The 17,018-nt window shown below is 70.9% G+C and carries 15 protein-coding genes; 10 read left to right on the forward strand and 5 right to left on the reverse strand.

Annotated features, from left to right (window positions below):
* The first annotated feature begins 19 nt into the window (after positions 1–19).
* Positions 20–670: a hypothetical protein gene (locus tag ACWD2L_RS08180; RefSeq protein ID WP_351343786.1), complete on the forward strand. Its 651-nt coding sequence runs from the start codon at positions 20–22 to the stop codon at positions 668–670.
* An 84-nt stretch (positions 671–754) separates the two neighbouring features.
* Here the strand turns inward: ACWD2L_RS08180 and ACWD2L_RS08185 are convergent, their stop codons facing one another.
* Positions 755–1,513 carry an SLATT domain-containing protein gene (locus ACWD2L_RS08185; protein WP_351343783.1) on the reverse strand — a complete coding sequence of 253 codons (759 nt, stop codon included), beginning with the start codon at positions 1,511–1,513 and terminating at the stop codon, positions 755–757.
* Between the two features lie 269 nt (positions 1,514–1,782).
* Here ACWD2L_RS08185 and ACWD2L_RS08190 point away from each other — a divergent pair, with 269 nt between their 5' ends.
* From ACWD2L_RS08190 to ACWD2L_RS08220, 7 genes are all read left to right on the forward strand, one after another.
* Positions 1,783–2,127, forward strand: a complete 345-nt coding sequence (locus ACWD2L_RS08190) for a YbaB/EbfC family nucleoid-associated protein (RefSeq protein WP_351343780.1) — start codon at positions 1,783–1,785, stop codon at positions 2,125–2,127.
* A gap of 60 nt (positions 2,128–2,187) precedes the next feature.
* Complete coding sequence (recR, locus tag ACWD2L_RS08195; RefSeq protein WP_351343777.1) at positions 2,188–2,787, forward strand: recombination mediator RecR; 600 nt, start codon at positions 2,188–2,190, stop codon at positions 2,785–2,787.
* Positions 2,780–3,529, forward strand: coding sequence for a DUF5063 domain-containing protein (locus ACWD2L_RS08200; RefSeq protein WP_451187875.1), 750 nt, complete (start codon positions 2,780–2,782; stop codon positions 3,527–3,529). Before recR ends, ACWD2L_RS08200 begins: the two co-directional genes overlap by 8 nt.
* Positions 3,530–3,829: 300 nt before the next feature.
* The gene (locus ACWD2L_RS08205; RefSeq protein WP_351343774.1) at positions 3,830–5,116 is read left to right on the forward strand and encodes an aspartate kinase; all 1,287 of its coding nucleotides are present in this window, start codon (positions 3,830–3,832) and stop codon (positions 5,114–5,116) included.
* Positions 5,116–6,198, forward strand: a complete 1,083-nt coding sequence (locus ACWD2L_RS08210) for an aspartate-semialdehyde dehydrogenase (protein WP_351343771.1) — start codon at positions 5,116–5,118, stop codon at positions 6,196–6,198. Before ACWD2L_RS08205 ends, ACWD2L_RS08210 begins: the two co-directional genes overlap by 1 nt.
* Positions 6,199–6,505: 307 nt before the next feature.
* Positions 6,506–7,180 (forward strand): SigE family RNA polymerase sigma factor, encoded by a 675-nt coding sequence (locus ACWD2L_RS08215; protein ID WP_351343768.1) that lies wholly within the window; start codon positions 6,506–6,508, stop codon positions 7,178–7,180.
* The gene (locus ACWD2L_RS08220; protein WP_351343765.1) at positions 7,177–8,271 is read left to right on the forward strand and encodes a hypothetical protein; all 1,095 of its coding nucleotides are present in this window, start codon (positions 7,177–7,179) and stop codon (positions 8,269–8,271) included. The genes ACWD2L_RS08215 and ACWD2L_RS08220 overlap by 4 nt, the downstream gene beginning before the upstream one ends.
* A gap of 145 nt (positions 8,272–8,416) precedes the next feature.
* Here the strand turns inward: ACWD2L_RS08220 and ACWD2L_RS08225 are convergent, their stop codons facing one another.
* The 4 genes from ACWD2L_RS08225 to ACWD2L_RS08240 form a co-directional block, all read right to left on the reverse strand.
* Positions 8,417–9,211 carry an SURF1 family protein gene (locus ACWD2L_RS08225; RefSeq protein ID WP_351343762.1) on the reverse strand — a complete coding sequence of 265 codons (795 nt, stop codon included), beginning with the start codon at positions 9,209–9,211 and terminating at the stop codon, positions 8,417–8,419.
* A gap of 143 nt (positions 9,212–9,354) precedes the next feature.
* Positions 9,355–11,151 (reverse strand): S9 family peptidase, encoded by a 1,797-nt coding sequence (locus ACWD2L_RS08230; protein ID WP_351343759.1) that lies wholly within the window; start codon positions 11,149–11,151, stop codon positions 9,355–9,357.
* A gap of 237 nt (positions 11,152–11,388) precedes the next feature.
* Positions 11,389–13,284 (reverse strand): ABC transporter ATP-binding protein, encoded by a 1,896-nt coding sequence (locus ACWD2L_RS08235; protein ID WP_351335283.1) that lies wholly within the window; start codon positions 13,282–13,284, stop codon positions 11,389–11,391.
* Complete coding sequence (locus tag ACWD2L_RS08240) at positions 13,281–15,149, reverse strand: ABC transporter ATP-binding protein (protein ID WP_351335285.1); 1,869 nt, start codon at positions 15,147–15,149, stop codon at positions 13,281–13,283. The genes ACWD2L_RS08235 and ACWD2L_RS08240 overlap by 4 nt, the downstream gene beginning before the upstream one ends.
* A gap of 157 nt (positions 15,150–15,306) precedes the next feature.
* Between ACWD2L_RS08240 and ACWD2L_RS08245 the strand changes: the two genes are divergently transcribed.
* Together ACWD2L_RS08245 and ACWD2L_RS08250 are read left to right on the forward strand one after the other, a co-directional pair.
* Entirely contained in the window at positions 15,307–16,227 is a 921-nt protein-coding gene (locus tag ACWD2L_RS08245) for an ABC transporter ATP-binding protein (protein WP_351335288.1), read from the forward strand.
* Complete coding sequence (locus ACWD2L_RS08250; protein WP_351335291.1) at positions 16,224–17,009, forward strand: ABC transporter permease; 786 nt, start codon at positions 16,224–16,226, stop codon at positions 17,007–17,009. The genes ACWD2L_RS08245 and ACWD2L_RS08250 overlap by 4 nt, the downstream gene beginning before the upstream one ends.
* Positions 17,010–17,018: the final 9 nt, after the last annotated feature.

Here is a 17,018-nt window from a genome sequence, read left to right on the forward strand (position 1 = left end):
GGAGCACTGAGGAGCCCCCTTGGCCTGTGACCTGTGGCTCGTCCCCCTGGTCGACGTGCTGTGCCACAGCCCCGACAATCCGTTCGCCGACGAACTCGCGCTCTACGACAAGGCGTTGAACGAGGCGGGACTGCCACCGGTGCCGGTCCACGCGTACATGCCGGGCCTGTCCGGGGACGTGGCCCCGATCGCGGGCTTCGACTACGACGCGCTGCACTTCCTGCGCCGGGCGTACCTCCTGCAGATCTGTGGCCTCGCCGTGACGCCGGTCGACGAACTGGGCGGTGACTACGAGCAGTTGCTGGAAATGTTCGAGTCGACGGCTCAGAGTTCCCATCTGGTCTGGCATTACGACCATGCGGGCGCGTACGTTCCCGTGGACTTCCCCGAGCCGTTGTCCAACGACGAACTCCTGGCGGGGGGCGGCCCGTTGGGCTCGTCCCATGCGTTGCTCCGGGAGCTGGAATTCGTGGCTCCGGCGATCGGTATCGACGCGGCCAATCCGCCGGCGCCGCCCGCTCCGCCGGTTGCGCCGACGTCGTTGGAGGAGCCGGCTGCGGCGGTGCCGAGGGGGGATGGGCCGTTCGGGCGGGAGCGGCATGTGTGGCTCGGGCTGCATCAGGCGGCTACCCGGAGCCTCGCCCAGAGCTCCATGCTCATCTTCAGCTGACCGGAACGGTTGCGGTAGACCGCCCCCACGCCACGGGGCTCCGCCCCGGACCCCGCTGCTCAATCGCCGCAGGGGCTTGATGGGCTACCGCGGCTCCGGTGGGCGTTGCCGCGGCATGTTGGGGCGGGTGCCGGGCGGGAGCGGGAAGCGGTTGGTCGGCTGGTCCGGGGGGCGGGTGGCCGGCACGGACGCCTGCATGGTCAAGGGCGCGGGGCCGGACTTGAACTCGACCATCCAGTCCGCCGTCTCGGCCCGCACCAGCTCCGTCACGTCGTCCGAGAACCGCCGCAGCACCCCGAGACACCGCTCGGCCGCCTCACTGGCGGTGCCCTCGGTCGGCCCGAGCACCTCTCGTACGTTCTCCGAGGCCCAGTCGAACTGCAGCACCTGCAAGCGCCGCTGCACGGCCTGCGCCGTGGCCACATCCCGTATCCAGCCGGACGTCAGACCGAAGTACCGGTCGCACCCCACGCACGCCACCGCGAGCAGCAGCGACAGATACCCCCAGGGCGCCGCACCGGTGAGGACGCCCGACAGGTCGAGCAGCGGCAGCACCCCGCCGCAGACCGCGCCGAGCACCGTGCCCGTACGCAGCGCCCGCGCGCCCCTGCGCTTCCACACGCGGTCCGAGAGGTACCAGTCCGCCGTGCGCAGGGCGCCCTGCTCGACCCAGCGGTACAGCTCGTCGAGCCGCTCAGCGGGTTCCGCCCAGTCGCCGAGCGGGAGCGTCCGGCCGGTGAGATCGCCCTGCCGGGGAACCCGCTCGCCGCGGCTGTCCCGGTCGCCGTCCTCGCCCGACCCCTCCTGGGGCGCACCTTCGGGCTGCATCTCCGGCTGACTCACCCGGAACTCCCTCGATCTGGTCACGGCTGGGGCTGGTGTGCAGCATCTTCCTACCGCCCAATGGGTGGCCGAACCCCAGTTTTCACCGGATCTCCGCCCGGAAGTGGTCCCGCATCAGGTATGGAAAGCAACCCATCTCACTCGAAAGAGTGCAGACCGGAAATGGGGGTGTGGAGTGCCCGACGAGGCTCCAGGTAGCCGGGGCGGTGGGCCTCTTCACCACGTAGGCTCGGGTTCAGACCAGAATCGGACCGGAAGAGGAGCTCATCGTGATCCCCGGTGGTGGCCAGCCCAATATGCAGCAGCTGCTCGAGCAGGCCCAGAAGATGCAGCAGGACCTCGCGAAGGCTCAGGAAGAGTTGGCGCAGACCGAGGTCGACGGCCAGGCGGGCGGCGGTCTCGTCAAGGCGACGGTGACGGGCGGCGGTGAACTGCGGGGCCTCGTGATCGACCCGAAGGCGGTCGACCCGGAGGACACCGAGACCCTCGCCGACCTGGTGGTCGCGGCGGTCGCGGCGGCCAACGAGAACGCGCAGACGCTCCAGCAGCAGAAGCTCGGCCCGCTCGCCCAGGGACTCGGCGGCGGTGGCGGCATTCCGGGTCTCCCCTTCTGACCCCGCCGCCAACTACCGTACGTACCAAGCGACAACCGTAAGCAGCAGGAAAGGCAATCCGTGTACGAAGGCGTGGTCCAGGACCTCATCGACGAACTGGGCAGACTGCCCGGCGTCGGTCCCAAGAGCGCGCAGCGGATCGCCTTCCACATCCTGCAGGCGGAGCCCACGGACGTACGGCGCCTCGCGCAGGCCCTGATGGAGGTCAAGGCGAAGGTCCGCTTCTGTGCGACGTGTGGCAACGTCGCGCAGGAGGAGCTGTGCAACATCTGCCGCGATCCGCGGCGGGACGCTTCCGTCATCTGTGTCGTGGAGGAGCCCAAGGACGTCGTCGCGATCGAGCGCACCCGTGAGTTCCGCGGGCGGTACCACGTGCTCGGTGGCGCGATCAGCCCGATCGAGGGCGTCGGCCCCGACGATCTGCGGATACGGGAGCTGCTCGCCCGCCTCGCGGACGGCACGGTCACCGAGTTGATCCTCGCCACCGACCCGAACCTCGAGGGCGAGGCCACAGCGACGTACCTCGCCCGCATGATCAAGCCCATGGGCCTGAAGGTCACCCGCCTGGCCAGCGGCCTCCCCGTCGGGGGCGACCTGGAGTACGCGGACGAGGTGACCCTCGGCCGCGCCTTCGAGGGGAGAAGACTCCTAGATGTCTAAGACGCCAGAGCAGTCGCCGATGCCGCAGAAGTCCTCGGTGGCCGAGCAGCCGCCGAGGGCTCCGCAGCCGTCGACGCCCGACGCGGTCACACTGCACTCCACCACCCAGGACCCCGACGACTTCGCCGTCCAGATCTCGGATCAGGTCGAGTCGTTCATCGTGGCCGTGACCGAGATCGCCAAGGGCGACGAGCCGGACTCGGCCGTGCCCTTCCTGCTGCTCGAGGTCTCCCAACTGCTGCTCGCCGGCGGTCGGTTGGGTGCGCACGAGGACATCCTCCCGGACGAGCGCTACGAGCCGGACCTGGGCGCCGAGCCGGACATGGACGACCTGCGCGAGCGGCTCGCCGTGATGCTCGAACCGGTCGACGTGTACTCCGAGGTCTTCGACCCGTACGAGCCGCGCAAGGCGCCGGTCGCCGCGCGGATCTCGGACGATCTGGCGGACGTCGTCTCCGATCTGCGGCACGGCATGGCGCACTACCGCGCGGGCCGGATCACCGAGGCGCTGTGGTGGTGGCAGTTCTCGTACTTCTCCAACTGGGGCTCGACCGCCTCCGCGACGCTCCGCGCCCTGCAGTCGCTGGTCGCGCACGTCCGCCTGAACCAGCCGCTCGACGATCTGGACGGCCTGGACACGGACGAGGACCTGGCGTCCGCCGAGAGCACCCTCGAGGAAGAGGCGGGCCAGGTCATGGCAGAGGAGATCGCGGGCCCCCTGGGCCTCCGCCCTGTGAAGTAAGACGGCGACGGCGCAGTGACCAGTACCCCGACAGGGGCGCGGGGAACTGCGCAACCGCAACCCCGGCCGACCGCCACAACAATGTGACCCGCCCCACTTCCCCGGTTACCCCGGCAGGGTCCGGGCATGCGACTGTCCGGGCGGCCGGAGATCGGCAAACGGAAACCCGGTGATCACCACGTGGGCGGGACATCTCACGGAGTGATATGGCCGGGGCGGATTTCGGCCGCTCGTTAAACTGAGCCGACCGCAGTGCGCATACGTACATGCGGTGACAGACGGACTGAGCGAGGAGCGCACGTGGGCCTTGTCGTGCAGAAGTACGGAGGCTCCTCCGTAGCCGATGCCGAGGGCATCAAGCGGGTCGCCAAGAGGATCGTCGACGCCAAGAAGAACGGCAACAAGGTTGTCGTTGTGGTGTCCGCGATGGGTGACACGACGGATGAGTTGATCGATCTCGCCGGGCAGGTATCTCCGATTCCTGCCGGGCGCGAATTCGACATGCTGCTGACCGCCGGAGAGCGGATCTCCATGGCCTTGCTGGCGATGGCGATCAAAAACCTGGGCCACGAGGCCCAGTCGTTCACGGGCAGTCAGGCCGGTGTCATCACCGACTCGGTCCACAACAAAGCACGGATCATCGACGTCACTCCGGGGCGCATCCGGACCTCCATCGACGAGGGCAACATCGCCATCGTCGCGGGGTTCCAGGGCGTCAGCCAGGAGGGCAAGAACATCACGACCCTGGGTCGTGGTGGGTCCGACACCACCGCCGTCGCTCTCGCAGCCGCGCTCGACGCGGAGGTCTGCGAGATCTACACGGACGTCGACGGCGTGTTCACCGCCGACCCGCGTGTCGTGAAGAAGGCGCGGAAGATCGACTGGATCTCCTTCGAGGACATGCTGGAGCTCGCCAGCTCCGGGTCGAAGGTGCTGCTCCACCGCTGCGTGGAGTACGCCCGTCGGTACAACATCCCGATCCACGTCCGCTCCAGCTTCAGTGGGCTGAAGGGCACGTGGGTCAGCAACGAGCCGATCGAGAAGAACCAGCAAGGGGAAATGGGCGTGGAGCAGGCCATCATCTCCGGTGTCGCGCACGACACCTCCGAGGCGAAGATCACCGTCGTCGGAGTACCGGACAAGCCGGGCGAGGCCGCGAAGCTCTTCCGGGCCGTCGCGGACGCCCAGATCAACCTCGACATGATCGTGCAGAACGTGTCGGCCGCCTCCACGGGTCTGACCGACATCTCCTTCACGCTTCCCAAGACCGAGGGCCGCAAGGCCATCGACGCCCTGGAGAAGCAGAAGGCCGCCGTCGGCTTCGACTCGCTGCGCTACGACGACCAGATCGCCAAGATCTCCCTCGTCGGCGCCGGCATGAAGACGAACCCGGGCGTCACGGCCGGCTTCTTCGAGGCGCTCACGGACGCGGGCGTGAACATCGAGCTGATCTCGACCTCCGAGATCCGCATCTCGGTCGTCACGCGTGCCGAGGACGTGAACGAGGCCGTGCGCGCCGTGCACTCCGCCTTCGGTCTCGACTCGGACTCCGACGAGGCCGTGGTCTACGGAGGCACCGGCCGCTGATGGCCCCTCCTTCAGGGGACCACCCTGTGCGTCGGCCGACGCTCGCGGTCGTGGGAGCGACCGGGAGCGTCGGCGCCGTTCTGCTGCAGATTCTGTCGCAGCACGCGGACATCTGGGGCGAGATCCGGCTCGTGGCCTCCCCGCGCTCGGCGGGGCGCAAGCTCACCCTGCGCGGCGAGGAGGTCGAGGTCGTCGCCCTGACGGAGTCCGTCTTCGACGGCGTCGACGTCGCGATGTTCGACGTACCCGTCGAGGTGTCCGCGCAGTGGGCGCCCATCGCCGCCGCCAAGGGCGTCGTGGTGGTGGACAATTCGCCGGCCTTCCGGATGGACCCGGATGTGCCGCTCGTCGTGCCCGAGGTGAATCCGCACGCCGCGCGCGTGCGGCCGCGGGGCATCATCGCCAACCCCAACTGCACGACACTGTCGATGATCGTGGCGATCGGGGCGCTGCACGCCGAGTTCGGGCTCAGTGAACTGGTCGCGTCCAGCTATCAGGCGGTGAGCGGGGCGGGCCGCGCCGGGGTCGAGACGCTGCGGGCGCAGCTCTCCCTCGTGTCCGGCTCCGAACTCGGGACCACCCCCGGGGATCTGCGGCGGGCCGTGGGCGATCGGACGGGGCCCTTCCCGGAGCCGGTGGCGCTCAACGTCGTGCCCTGGTCGGGCACGCTGTGCGAGGACGGCTGGTCGTCGGAGGAGATGAAGGTGCGGGACGAGTCCCGCAAGATCCTCGGCCTGCCGAACCTGAAGGTCGCGGTCACCTGTGTGCAGGTGCCCGTCGTCACGACGCACTCCCTCACCGTGCACGCCCGCTTCCAGAGCGAGGTCACCGTCGACCGGGCGCGCGAGATCATCGCGACCGCGCCGGGTGTCGTGCTCTTCGACAATCCGGCCGCCGGTGAATTCCCCACGCCGGCCGACGTGGTGGGCACCGATCCGACGTGGGTGGGCCGCGTGCGGCGTTCGCTCGACGATCCGGCCGGGCTCGAACTCTTCGTATGCGGGGACAATCTCCGCAAAGGTGCGGCTTTGAACACCGCGCAGATCGCCGAGTTGGTGGCGGCGGAGCTCGCGGCGATGTGAGCTGCGGCTCTTTCGGTGCCCGCGATGCGGGCTTCCCCTTCCCAGGGGTGGATCCGCTCATAAGATTCTGTGTGAGTTTTGTGTAAGCGGATTTCCTCCCCGCCCTGCAACCGTGCGCAGGGCGGGGAGCGTCTTTGCGGTCGCCGTGGTGAGACGTCGACCAGCGTCGGACATACGGGGCATAAGGGAAGAGTGTGGTGCGCATGTCGGCTTTCGAGGCGGCGTCATCGGTGGGGATGACGAGGCCCGTCGCAAATGGGGCGCCTGACGCGTACAACCTTGACGGGGGGAAGCTTGTCCAACAGGCGTGGCAGAAGTACTGGACTTCACAGCGGTACGGGCGACGGGCGCGGCCCTTCGTCCGCCCCTCGCACCCCTTGGCACCCGGCGCGGCCGGGCAGCCGGCGGCATGCCGGTGATCGCCCCCATGCCAGCTGCGCGGCCGGCGCGCGTTCCGGCACAGGGTGCTGACGAGACGATGACGCAGGCCGGTACCTCCGTCGACCATCTCACCGAGACCTATCGCGCCCATTACCGCTCCTTGCTGGGGCTCGCGGCGCTGCTTCTCGACGACACCGCCTCCTGCGAGGACGTCGTGCAGGAGGCGTTCATCCGCGTGCACTCGGCGCGGGGGCGGGTCCGTGACCCGTCGAAGACGCTCGCGTATCTGCGGCAGACCGTCGTCAACCTCTCGCGGTCCACGCTGCGCCGCCGCATCCTCGGCCTGAAGCTGCTCACCAAGCCGATGCCGGACATGGCGAGCGCGGAAGAGGGCGCGTACGACCTCCTGGAGCGGGACGCCCTGAAGAAGGCGCTGCGCGGGCTGCAGCGCCGCCAGCGCGAGGTCCTCGTCCTGCGATACTTCGCGGACATGACGGAGGCGCAGGTGGCCGAGTCGCTCGGGATATCGCTCGGCTCGGTCAAGGCGTACGGATCGCGCGGGATCGCGGCGCTGCGCGTCGCCATGGAGGAGCCAGCATGAACCACCATCTCGACGGTGGCCCGGGCCGGGCGGCCGACGAAGTGAGTGAGGAAGACCGGCACTCCTCGGACTCCGCCGACGACGCCGCCGGGTTCGGTGACGACGAGCTCGCGGTGCGGCGGATGATGCGACAGGCCGTCGCGGATCTCGAACCCTCGGAGCAGGCGCTCGACGAGCTGCACAAGGCCGTCCCCGCCCGCCGTGCGCGCAAGCGGCAGGCCGCCGTGGGCGCGATCGCCGTGGGCGTGTTCGCGGCGATGGCGGTGCCCGCGGTGCTGCACGTGGCGAATCCCGACCCCTCCGGCGAGCGGCCGGCCATCGCGGGCAACAGCGAGGCCACGCACCACGGGGCGGGCGCGGGCACGGCGTCCGGCGGCGCGGGCCAGGGCGACGCGGGCAAGCCGTCGCACGCCAAGGACAAGGACAAGGGCGCCAAGAAGGACAAGAAGGGCGACGGGCGCACGGCCACCGGCGGCGCCGGCGCGGGGGCCGACCCCGCGTCCACGGCGGCGGCCACCTCGCCCGCCTGCGAGGCGAGCGCGCTGGGCAGGCCGCAGGCCAGCGTCGGCGCGCCCGACGGGGGCGGCAAGGTCTACGGCACGTTCCGCGTCTCGAACATCTCGGGCTCCAACTGCACGGTGGACAACGCCGGAGCCGTGGTCACGGTCGCGCAGGGCGCGGCCGACCCGGCCAAGGTGAGCGTCGTCGACCACACCTCGGGCGACGGCTCCGGGCTGCCCGACCCCTCGACCGAGCCGAGCCAGGTGATCCTGGAACCGGGCAAGGCCTACGAGGTGCGGTTCGCGTGGGTGCCCTCGGCGTCCTGCTCCGCGACGGGGGGCGACAGCGGTGGCAGCGGTGGCGGCGACCCGTCGCCCTCGCCGACGCCGACCGGCGACGGGTCGAACGGCGGCGACGCCACGACGGGGGCGGACACGCAGACGACGACGCAGCTGGGGTCGGACGGCGGCGAGGAAGGCAGCGTGGCCGTCTCCCACACGGCGGAACCGGGCGCCCCGACCGCCGCGACAACCATCTCGAACGCCTGCGAAGGCACCCTCTACCGCACGGGCCTGCTCCCCGCGTCCTAGGTCGAAATGCCGGGGCTCCGCCCCGGACCCCGCGCCTCAAACGCCGGCGGGGCTGGATTTACCGGCGGGGCTTGAGCTATTAAGCCCCTGCGGCGATTGAGCAGCGGGGTCCGGGGCAGAGCCTCGGGAGCGGAGGACGGTCCCGCTACACCGTCGCTCCGGTCTCCGCCGAAGGCTCCGGCTCCGCGATCCCCAGTTCCGCATCCCGAAGGGCCTCCGCCTCGCGGCGCACAAGGCGGAACCACATGAACACCACGAACCCGGCGAACACGAACCACTCACCCGTGTACCCCAGGTTCTGGAACGCCTTCAGGTCCAGCCCACTGCCCTCGGGCGCGGACGCCGGTACCGCCGTCATCCCGGAATCCGCCTTGTCGAGCGTGACCCACCCGTCGTAGACGTCGTACGGGACCAGGTTCACCAGCGACGCCGCGCTGATCACACCGACCTGCCCGGAGGGCAGCCCACCCGAGGCCGACACCCCGCTGGAGGTCGCGGACTCCGAGGCCTGGAGCGCCCCGACGACCGTGACCTCACCCTTCGGCGCGGCCGGCGCCTTCGCGGGGGACGCCTTGCCCGGCACCCAGCCGCGCACCACGGGCAGCGCCTTCCCGGAACCCTCGACCTTGAGGAGCGTCACGACGTAGAAGCCGCTGCGCTCGCCGAGGTCCCGCTGGGGCACCAGGAGTTGCCTGCCGTAGTGGCCGGTCGCGGTGGTCCGCTTCCCGGAGGTCTTCTGGTCCACGGGCAGCACGGAGGCGAGCGGCTCGGGCGCCGCCGTCTCGTTCACCTTCGTCTGCTCGGACGCGGCCTTGTGGTCCTGCACCCGGTCCTCGAAACGACTGAGCTGCCACGAGCCCATGAAGATGCACACGGGGATCGCGAGCAGGACGAAGATGTTGATCCCCCACCAGAGCGGGGTCAGGAGGAACCGGTACACACCCCCACGGTACGGCTCCGCCTGATGGAACCGGCTACCGGCCCCGGCCGTGAGGGTGAGGTCATCGTTTCCCCACGTCGCGGGGCTCTGCCCCGGACCCCGCGCCTCAATCGCCGGCGGGGCTTGATTTGGCCGGATGGAGCTCAGCTGGGCAAGTGGCGCTTCGCGAAGTCCAGTTCGAGGGCGACCTGCTTGATGCGCTCCTCGACGACGAGCGAACCGTGCCCCGCCTCGTACCGGTACACCTCGTGGACCGCGTCGCGCGCCGCGAGACGGTCCACGTAGTTGTCGATCTGCTGGAGCGGGCACCGCGGGTCGTTGACCCCCGCCGAGATGTAGACCGGCGCCTTCACGTCGTCGACGTACGTCAGCGGGGACGACACCTCGAACCGCTCGGGCACCTCCTCGGGGGAGCCGCCGAACAGCGTGCGGTCCAGGGCCTTGAGCGCCTCCATCTCGTCCTCGTACGCGGTGACGTAGTCGGCGACCGGCACCGCGGCGAGCCCCACGGCCCACGCACCCGGCTGCGTACCGACGCCGAGGAGCGTCAGATAGCCGCCCCAGGAGCCGCCCGCGAGGACGAGCCGCTCGGGGTCGGCGAGCCCGGAGGAGACGGCCCACTCGCGCACGGCCGCGATGTCCTCCAGCTCGATCAGGCCGACGCGGTGCTTGAGCGCGTCCGTCCACTCGCGCCCGTATCCGGTCGAGCCCCGGTAGTTGACCCGGACCACCGCGTACCCGTGGTCGACCCAGGCCGCCGGGCCCGCCGCGAACGCGTCGGAGTCGTGCCAGGTCGGCCCGCCGTGGATCTCGAACACGGTGGGCAGCGGCCCGCTCGCACCCGCCGGCTTCTGTACGAGGGCGTGGATCCGGCCGCCCGGCCCCTCCACCCACACGTCCTCCACCGGCACCGAAGCCGGGGCCTTCATACCGGGCGGGTCGAGGACGACCGCACCCGTGGTGGAGCGCACGACCGACGGCTCGGCGGCCGACGACCACAGGTACTCGACGCTGCCATCGGGCCGCGCGGAAGCACCGGACACCGAGCCGACGGGGGTGTCCACCTTCGTCAGCGCACCCGTCGCGAACTCGTAGCGCCACAGGTCGCCGCGCGCCTCGAATTCGTGCACGACGAGGAGCGCCGAGCCGTCCGGGTACCACTCCGCCGACACGTCGCCCGGCAGGTCGAGCGCCAGGTCGGTCTCCTTGCCCGTGGCGACGTCCCAGACCATGGGCTCCCAGCGGCCGCGCCGCTGATGCCCGACGAGCAGCCGGGTGTCGCCGGTCACGGGCGCGAAGCCGAGCACTTCGAGGCCGAGGTCCTCGGTGCCGCCCTTGGAGTCGTCGAGCTCGGCGAGCGTCGAACCGTCGAGCCGGAGCACGCGCAGGGCGCCGTGCATCGCGTCGCCGTGCTCGGTGTGCTCGATCGCGATCAGCGTCCCGTCGTACGACAGGTCGCCGACGCCCGCCGATTCGCGGTGCCGGTAGATCTCGGCGGGGGAGTCGGAACCGGGACGTACGACGTGGATCGTCGTGCCGTCCTCGTCGGTGGAGCAGCCGATCACGGCCGTGTGCCCGTCGCGGCCGAGGGCGAGCCCGGCGGGGTACGACGGCGCGAGACCGGGCACCGCCTCGACGTCCTCGCCGCCCCCGAAGGGCTGCCGCAGCCAGGTCCCGAACTCGTCCCCGTCGGTGTCGTTGAACCACCAGATCCACGCGCCGTCGGGGGTCAGCACCCCGTCCGTCGTCCCGTTCGCCCGGTCCGTCGCGCGGCGCTGTACGCCCGTGGCCCGGTCCCAGGCGTACAGCTCGTACGTCCCCGTGGCGTTCGACACGAACAGGGAGCGCTCCGGCGCGTCCTCGGCCCAATCGGGCAACGAAACCCTCGCCGCCCGAAACCGCTTCTCCCAGTCGGCCATGCCCTCATCACACTCAGTCATGCCCCCATAGTGCCTGCAGCCCGGACCGGCCCGAGCCCGCTCCCCGCGTCCCAACCCCGGGGCTCCGCCCCGGACCCCGCGCCTCAAACGCCGGCGGGGCTGGAAAGATCACCTCAATCGCCGGCGGGGCTTGATCTATCAAGCCCCGCCGGCGACTGAGGCGATCTTTTCAGCCCCGCCGGCGTTTGAGGCGCGGGGTCCGGGGCGGAGCCCCGTGGCCGTAACGCCGGTGCCGCGTCAGCCGACTACGCTGTCGCGCCACGCTCGGTGGAGGTCGGCGAATGTGCCGGTTCCGGCGATGAGTTTCGAGGGTGGGCCGTCCTCGATCACCTCGCCCGCCTCCATGACCAGCACCCTGTCCGCGATTTCCACCGTCGACAGGCGATGGGCGATCACGACGGCCGTACGGCCGCGCAGGACCGTGCGCATGGCGCGCTGCACCGCCCGCTCGCCGGGGATGTCGAGCGAGCTGGTCGCCTCGTCGAGGATCAGGACCGCCGGGTCCGCGAGGAGGGCACGGGCGAAGGCCACCAGCTGCCGCTGGCCCGCCGAGATCCGGCCGCCGCGCTTACGGACGTCCGTGTCGTAGCCGTCGGGGAGCGCCGCGATGAAGTCGTGGGCGCCGATGGCCTTCGCGGCCTGTTCGATCTCTTCGCGGGTCGCTTCGGGGCGGCCGATCGCGATGTTCTCCGCGACCGTCCCGGAGAACAGGAACGCCTCCTGGGTCACCATCACCACCCCGCGCCGCAGCTCCGCGTTGGACAGCTCGCGCAGGTCCACGCCGTCGAGGAGGACCTGGCCGTGCGACGGGTCGTAGAAGCGGGCCAGGAGCTTGGCCAGGGTTGATTTTCCCGCCCCCGTCGAGCCGACCACCGCCACCGTCCGGCCGGCCGGCAGCGTCAGGTCGAAGCGGGGGAGGACCTCGCCGCCCGTGCGGTAGCCGAAGGAGACCGACCGGAACTCGACCTCGCGGCCCGGTTGTTCGCCCGTCGGCTCGGGCAGCGGGCGCGGCGTGGCCGATTCCGGTACCGAGGGGACCTGCACCAGCAGGCCCGCGATCTTCTTGAGCGACGCGGCCGCGCTTTCGTACGCGTTGAGGAACATCGCCAGGCGGTCGATCGGGTCGTACAGGCGGCGGATGTAGAGCACCGCGGCCGCGAGGACGCCGAGTTCGAGCGTGCCACCCGCCACGCGGTACGCGCCCCACAGCACCATGCCCGCCACCGCCGTGTTCGCGAGGAGCCGGGAACCGATCACGTACCGCGCCATCTCCAGCATCGCCGTGCCGTTGGACCGCTCGTGCCGGCGGTTGAGCCTCGCGAAGTGCTCGTCGTTCGCGCGTTCGCGGCGGAAGGCGCGTACCGGCCGGATCCCGTTCATCGTCTCGACGAACTTCACGATGACCGCGGCGATCGCCGATGAGCGCTCCGCGTACGCCCGCGCCGCCCGCCGCCGGTACAGCGTGATCAGGACGTAGAGCGGCGCGAAGGACAGGGCGGCGACCGAGCCGATGCCGAGGTCGAGCCAGAGCAGCATCGCCGTGATGTAGATCGATCCGACGACGACGTTGACCAGTTCCTGGAGCCCTTCGCTGAGCAGTTCGCGCAGTGCCTCGACGTCTGTCGTGGCGCGTGAGATGACCCGGCCCGACGTGTACCGGTCGTGGAAGTCCACGCTCAGCGCCTGCGCGTGCCGGAAGATCCGGCCGCGCAGGTCGACCAGCACGTTCTGGCTGACGCGGGCCGAGAGCCGGACGTACGCGTACACGAAGGCGGCCGAGCCGACCGCGCACAGCAGGAAGCCCGCGCCGACCGTGATCAGCGGCCCGTAGTCGTGCGCCCGGAACGCGGGCACCGCGCTGTCGATGGCGTACGCGACGATCAGCGGCCCCGACTGTACGGCGGCCTGTTGCAGGAGCAGGGCGAGGACGGTGAGGGCGACCATGCGGCGGTGGGGCGCGAGCAGCGAGCGGAGCAGGCTGCCCGTCGCGCCCTCGGGTGTCGGCAGGTCGTCCCGGTCGAAGAGGTCGCCGGGGGAGGGGAGCCGGGTGTCCTCGGCGTCTTCGGCTTGGTCAGGGTGGTGCGGATCGCCTTGTGCGGCTGTCTTGTCGTTCGGCTTCGCGGTCGTCGTCATACGCGCTCCGTCTCCGTCTCCGCGTCCGTCCCCCCGGCGTGTTCGCCCGACATCAGGTGTCTGTACTCGGCGTTCGTGCGCAGCAGTTCGTGGTGGGTGCCCACCGCCGTGATCCGGCCCTCGGACAGCAGCGCCACGCGGTCCGCGAGCAGCACCGTGGACGGCCGGTGCGCGACCACGAGCGCCGTGCTGCCGGCGAGGACCCGGCGCAGCGCCGCCTCCACCGCGGCCTCCGTGTGCACGTCGAGCGCGGACAGCGGGTCGTCGAGGATCAGGAAGCGGGGCGTGCCCACGACGGAGCGGGCCAGGGCGAGGCGCTGGCGCTGGCCGCCGGACAGGCTCAGGCCCTGCTCACCCACCTCCGTGTCGAGGCCGTCGGGGAGGTGGTGCGTGAACCCGGCCTGTGCGACGTCGAGCGCCTGCTCCAGCTGCTCCGGCCCCGTGGCCTCGGGGGCGCCCATCAGGACGTTGTCGGCGACCGAGGCGGAGAACAGGGTGGGCTCCTCGAACGCCACGGACACCAGTTCGCGGAGCTCGGGGCGGGGCATCGTGGTGATGTCGCGGCCGTCGAGCGTGATGCGGCCCGCTGTCGCGTCGTAGAGGCGGGGGACGAGGGCGGTGAGGGTGGTTTTGCCGCAGCCCGTCTTGCCGACGAGGGCCAAGGTTTCGCCGGAGCGGATGTGGAGGTCGATGTGGGTGAGGGTGGGGGTGGAGTCCTCGGTGGCGTCCGGGTAGCGGAAGGTGACGTTTTCGAATCGCAGGCCGTCGCCTGTGTGCTGCGGCGGGGTTGCGGGCGCGGGGCTCTGCCCCGGACCCCGCTGCTCAAGCGCCGCAGGGGCTTGATGGGGCGACGCCGGATCCTCCGGATCCGCGTCCATCACCTCGAAGTACCGGCGCGTCGCCGTCGCCGCCTCCTGGCTCATCGCGAGGAGGAAGCCGATGGACTCGATGGGCCAACGCAGCGCGAGCGCCGTGGAGAGGAAGGCGACGAGCGTGCCCGCCGACAGCGAGCCGTCGGAGACCTGGATCGTGCCGATCACCAGCGCCGCCCCGAGCGCCACCTCGGGCAGCAGCGTGATCACCGTGAGGATCCCGGCGAGCAGCCGGGCCTTGAGCAGCTCCGTGCCGCGCACCTTGCCCGCCAGGTCCCGGAAGGCGCGGGCCTGGCTGCGGTGCCGGCCGAAGCCCTTGATGACGCGGATGCCGAGGACGGACTCCTCGACGACCGTCGTCAGATCGCCGACCTGGTCCTGGGCGAGGCGGGAGGCCTGCGCGTATCCGTCCTCGAACTTGTAGCAGAACGCGATCAGTGGGACGGCCGGGGCGAGCAGGACGAGGCCGAGCCCCCAGTCCTGGACGATGAGCACGGTGAGACCGGCCAGGATCGTCACCCCGTTGACGATCAGGAACGTCAGCGGGAAGGCGAGGAACATCCGCAGCACCATCAGGTCCGTCGTGCCGCGCGACAGCAACTGGCCGGAGGCCCACCGGTCGTGGAAGGAGACCGGGAGCCGCTGAAGATGCCGGTACAGATCGGCCCGCAGCGCCGCCTCCACCCCCGCGAGGGGCCGCGCCACCAGCCATCTGCGCAGCCCGAACAGGAGCGCCTCCACGATGCCGAGCGCGAGCAGCATCCCGGCGCCCAGCCACACCCCGCCCGGGTCGCGCTCGGTCACCGGACCGTCCACGATCCACTTCAGGACCAGCGGGAAGACCAGCGCCAGGCACGACGCGAGTACCGCCACGAGCGCCGCGCCCGCCCACCGCGCGCGCACCGGACGCACGTACGGCCACAGCCGCAACAGCGTCCGCACAGCGGAGAGTTGACCGGTCGCTTCTGTGGTGGCACGTGTAGTCGTCGGCATCATGGGCGAGCCTACGGATTGCCACTGACAACGCCCAGTGAGTTTCGGTCGCCCGCCGACGGTCCCGAGTCGTACCGCCCATCAACCGATCGGTTGATGCGTGCTCGAGCGCGATGGCCGATGCCCCGGCAGGGCCCGCGCGGCGACGCTTGATGCCATGACCACCACCACAGCACCGCTCATCGAGGTCGCCGGGCTGCGCAAGACGTACGCCGGGCGGGCCGTCGTCGACGGGGTGTCCTTCACCGTCGGCGAGGGCGAGATCTTCGGGATCCTCGGGCCGAACGGCGCGGGCAAGACCACCACCGTCGAATGCGTCGAGGGGCTGCGCGCGGCCGACGAGGGGCACATCCGGGTCGCCGGGCTCGACCCCGTACGCGATCACGCGCAGGTCACCGGGATCCTCGGCGCGCAGCTCCAGGAGAGCGAGATCCAGCCGAAGCTGACCGTGAAGGAGGCGCTGGAGCTGTACTCCGCCTTCTATCCCGCGCCCCTCGACTGGCGGCCGCTCGCCGACCGGCTCCGCCTGACCGACAAGCTCGGCACCCGCTTCGCGAAGCTCAGTGGCGGCCAGAAGCAGCGCCTGTTCATCGCGCTCGCCCTCGTCGGCAACCCCCGCGTCGTCGTCCTCGACGAGCTGACCACCGGGCTCGACCCGCGTTCGCGCCGCGACACCTGGGAGCTCATCGAGGAGGTGCGCGACAGCGGCGTCACCGTCCTCCTCGTCACGCACTTCATGGAGGAGGCGCAGCGGCTCTGCGACCGGATCGCCGTGATCGACCAGGGGCGGGTCGCCGCGCTCGACACCCCGGCGGGCCTGATCAGCCGGGCCGCCGGGTCGACCGTCATCTCGTTCACCCCGTCCGCGCCGCTCGACGGGCACGCGCTCGCCGGGCTCCCCGCGGTCACCGCCGTGGACCACAAGGACGGCCGGGTGACTCTCACCGGCACCGACGACACGGTCACCGCCCTCCTCACGCTGCTCGCCCGGCAGCACATCACCGCCCGTCAACTCCGGGTCTCCGACGCCACGTTGGACGACGCGTTCCTCGACCTCACGGGAGCCGGCCAGTCATGACCACCGTCACCGCGCCCACCACTGCCGCCCCCGTCGGCCGGTCGTCCGTCGACCGGGCCGTTCTCAAGGCCGAGTTCACGCTCTTTCGGCGCGAGGCCGGCAGCCTGATCGGGATCCTGCTGTTCCCCGTCGCCCTGCTCGTGATCCTCGGCTCCATCCCGTCCTTCCGGGAGGCCGACGCGGGGCTCGGCGGCATCAGGCTCGTCGACGCGTACGTCCCCGTCACCGTGCTGCTCGGCATGATCGCGGGTGGCATCCAGTCGATGCCGCCGATCATCACCGGGTACCGCGAGCGCGGCATCCTGCGCCGCATGTCGACCACGCCGGTGCGGCCGACGGCCGTCCTCGGCGCACAGATGGGCATCCACGGCGTGGCCGTCCTCGTCTCGGTCGCGGTCTGTCTCGCCGTCGGCCGGATCGCCTTCGACGTGGCGCTGCCCCAACAGATCGCCGGCTATCTGCTCGCGCTCCTCCTCTCCGTCGTCGTCTCCCTCGCCCTCGGCGCGCTGATCGCGTCCCGGGCCCGTACGACGAAGATCTCCAACGCGATCGGCTCGGTCGTCTTCTTCCCCGCGATGTTCTGCGCGGGTGTCTGGCTGCCGGTGCAGGCGATGCCGGACACCCTGGCCCACATCGTCGAGCTGACGCCGTTCGGCGCCGCGGCGCAGGCCCTGAACCAGGCCGCGGCGGGCGACTGGCCGGCCTGGTCGCACCTCCTGGTGCTCGCCGTCTGGGCCGTGGGCCTGACCGGCGTGGCCGCGCGCTGGTTCCGCTGGGAATGACCGGGGAGG

Source organism: Streptomyces sp. NPDC002754 (genome assembly GCF_053592315.1).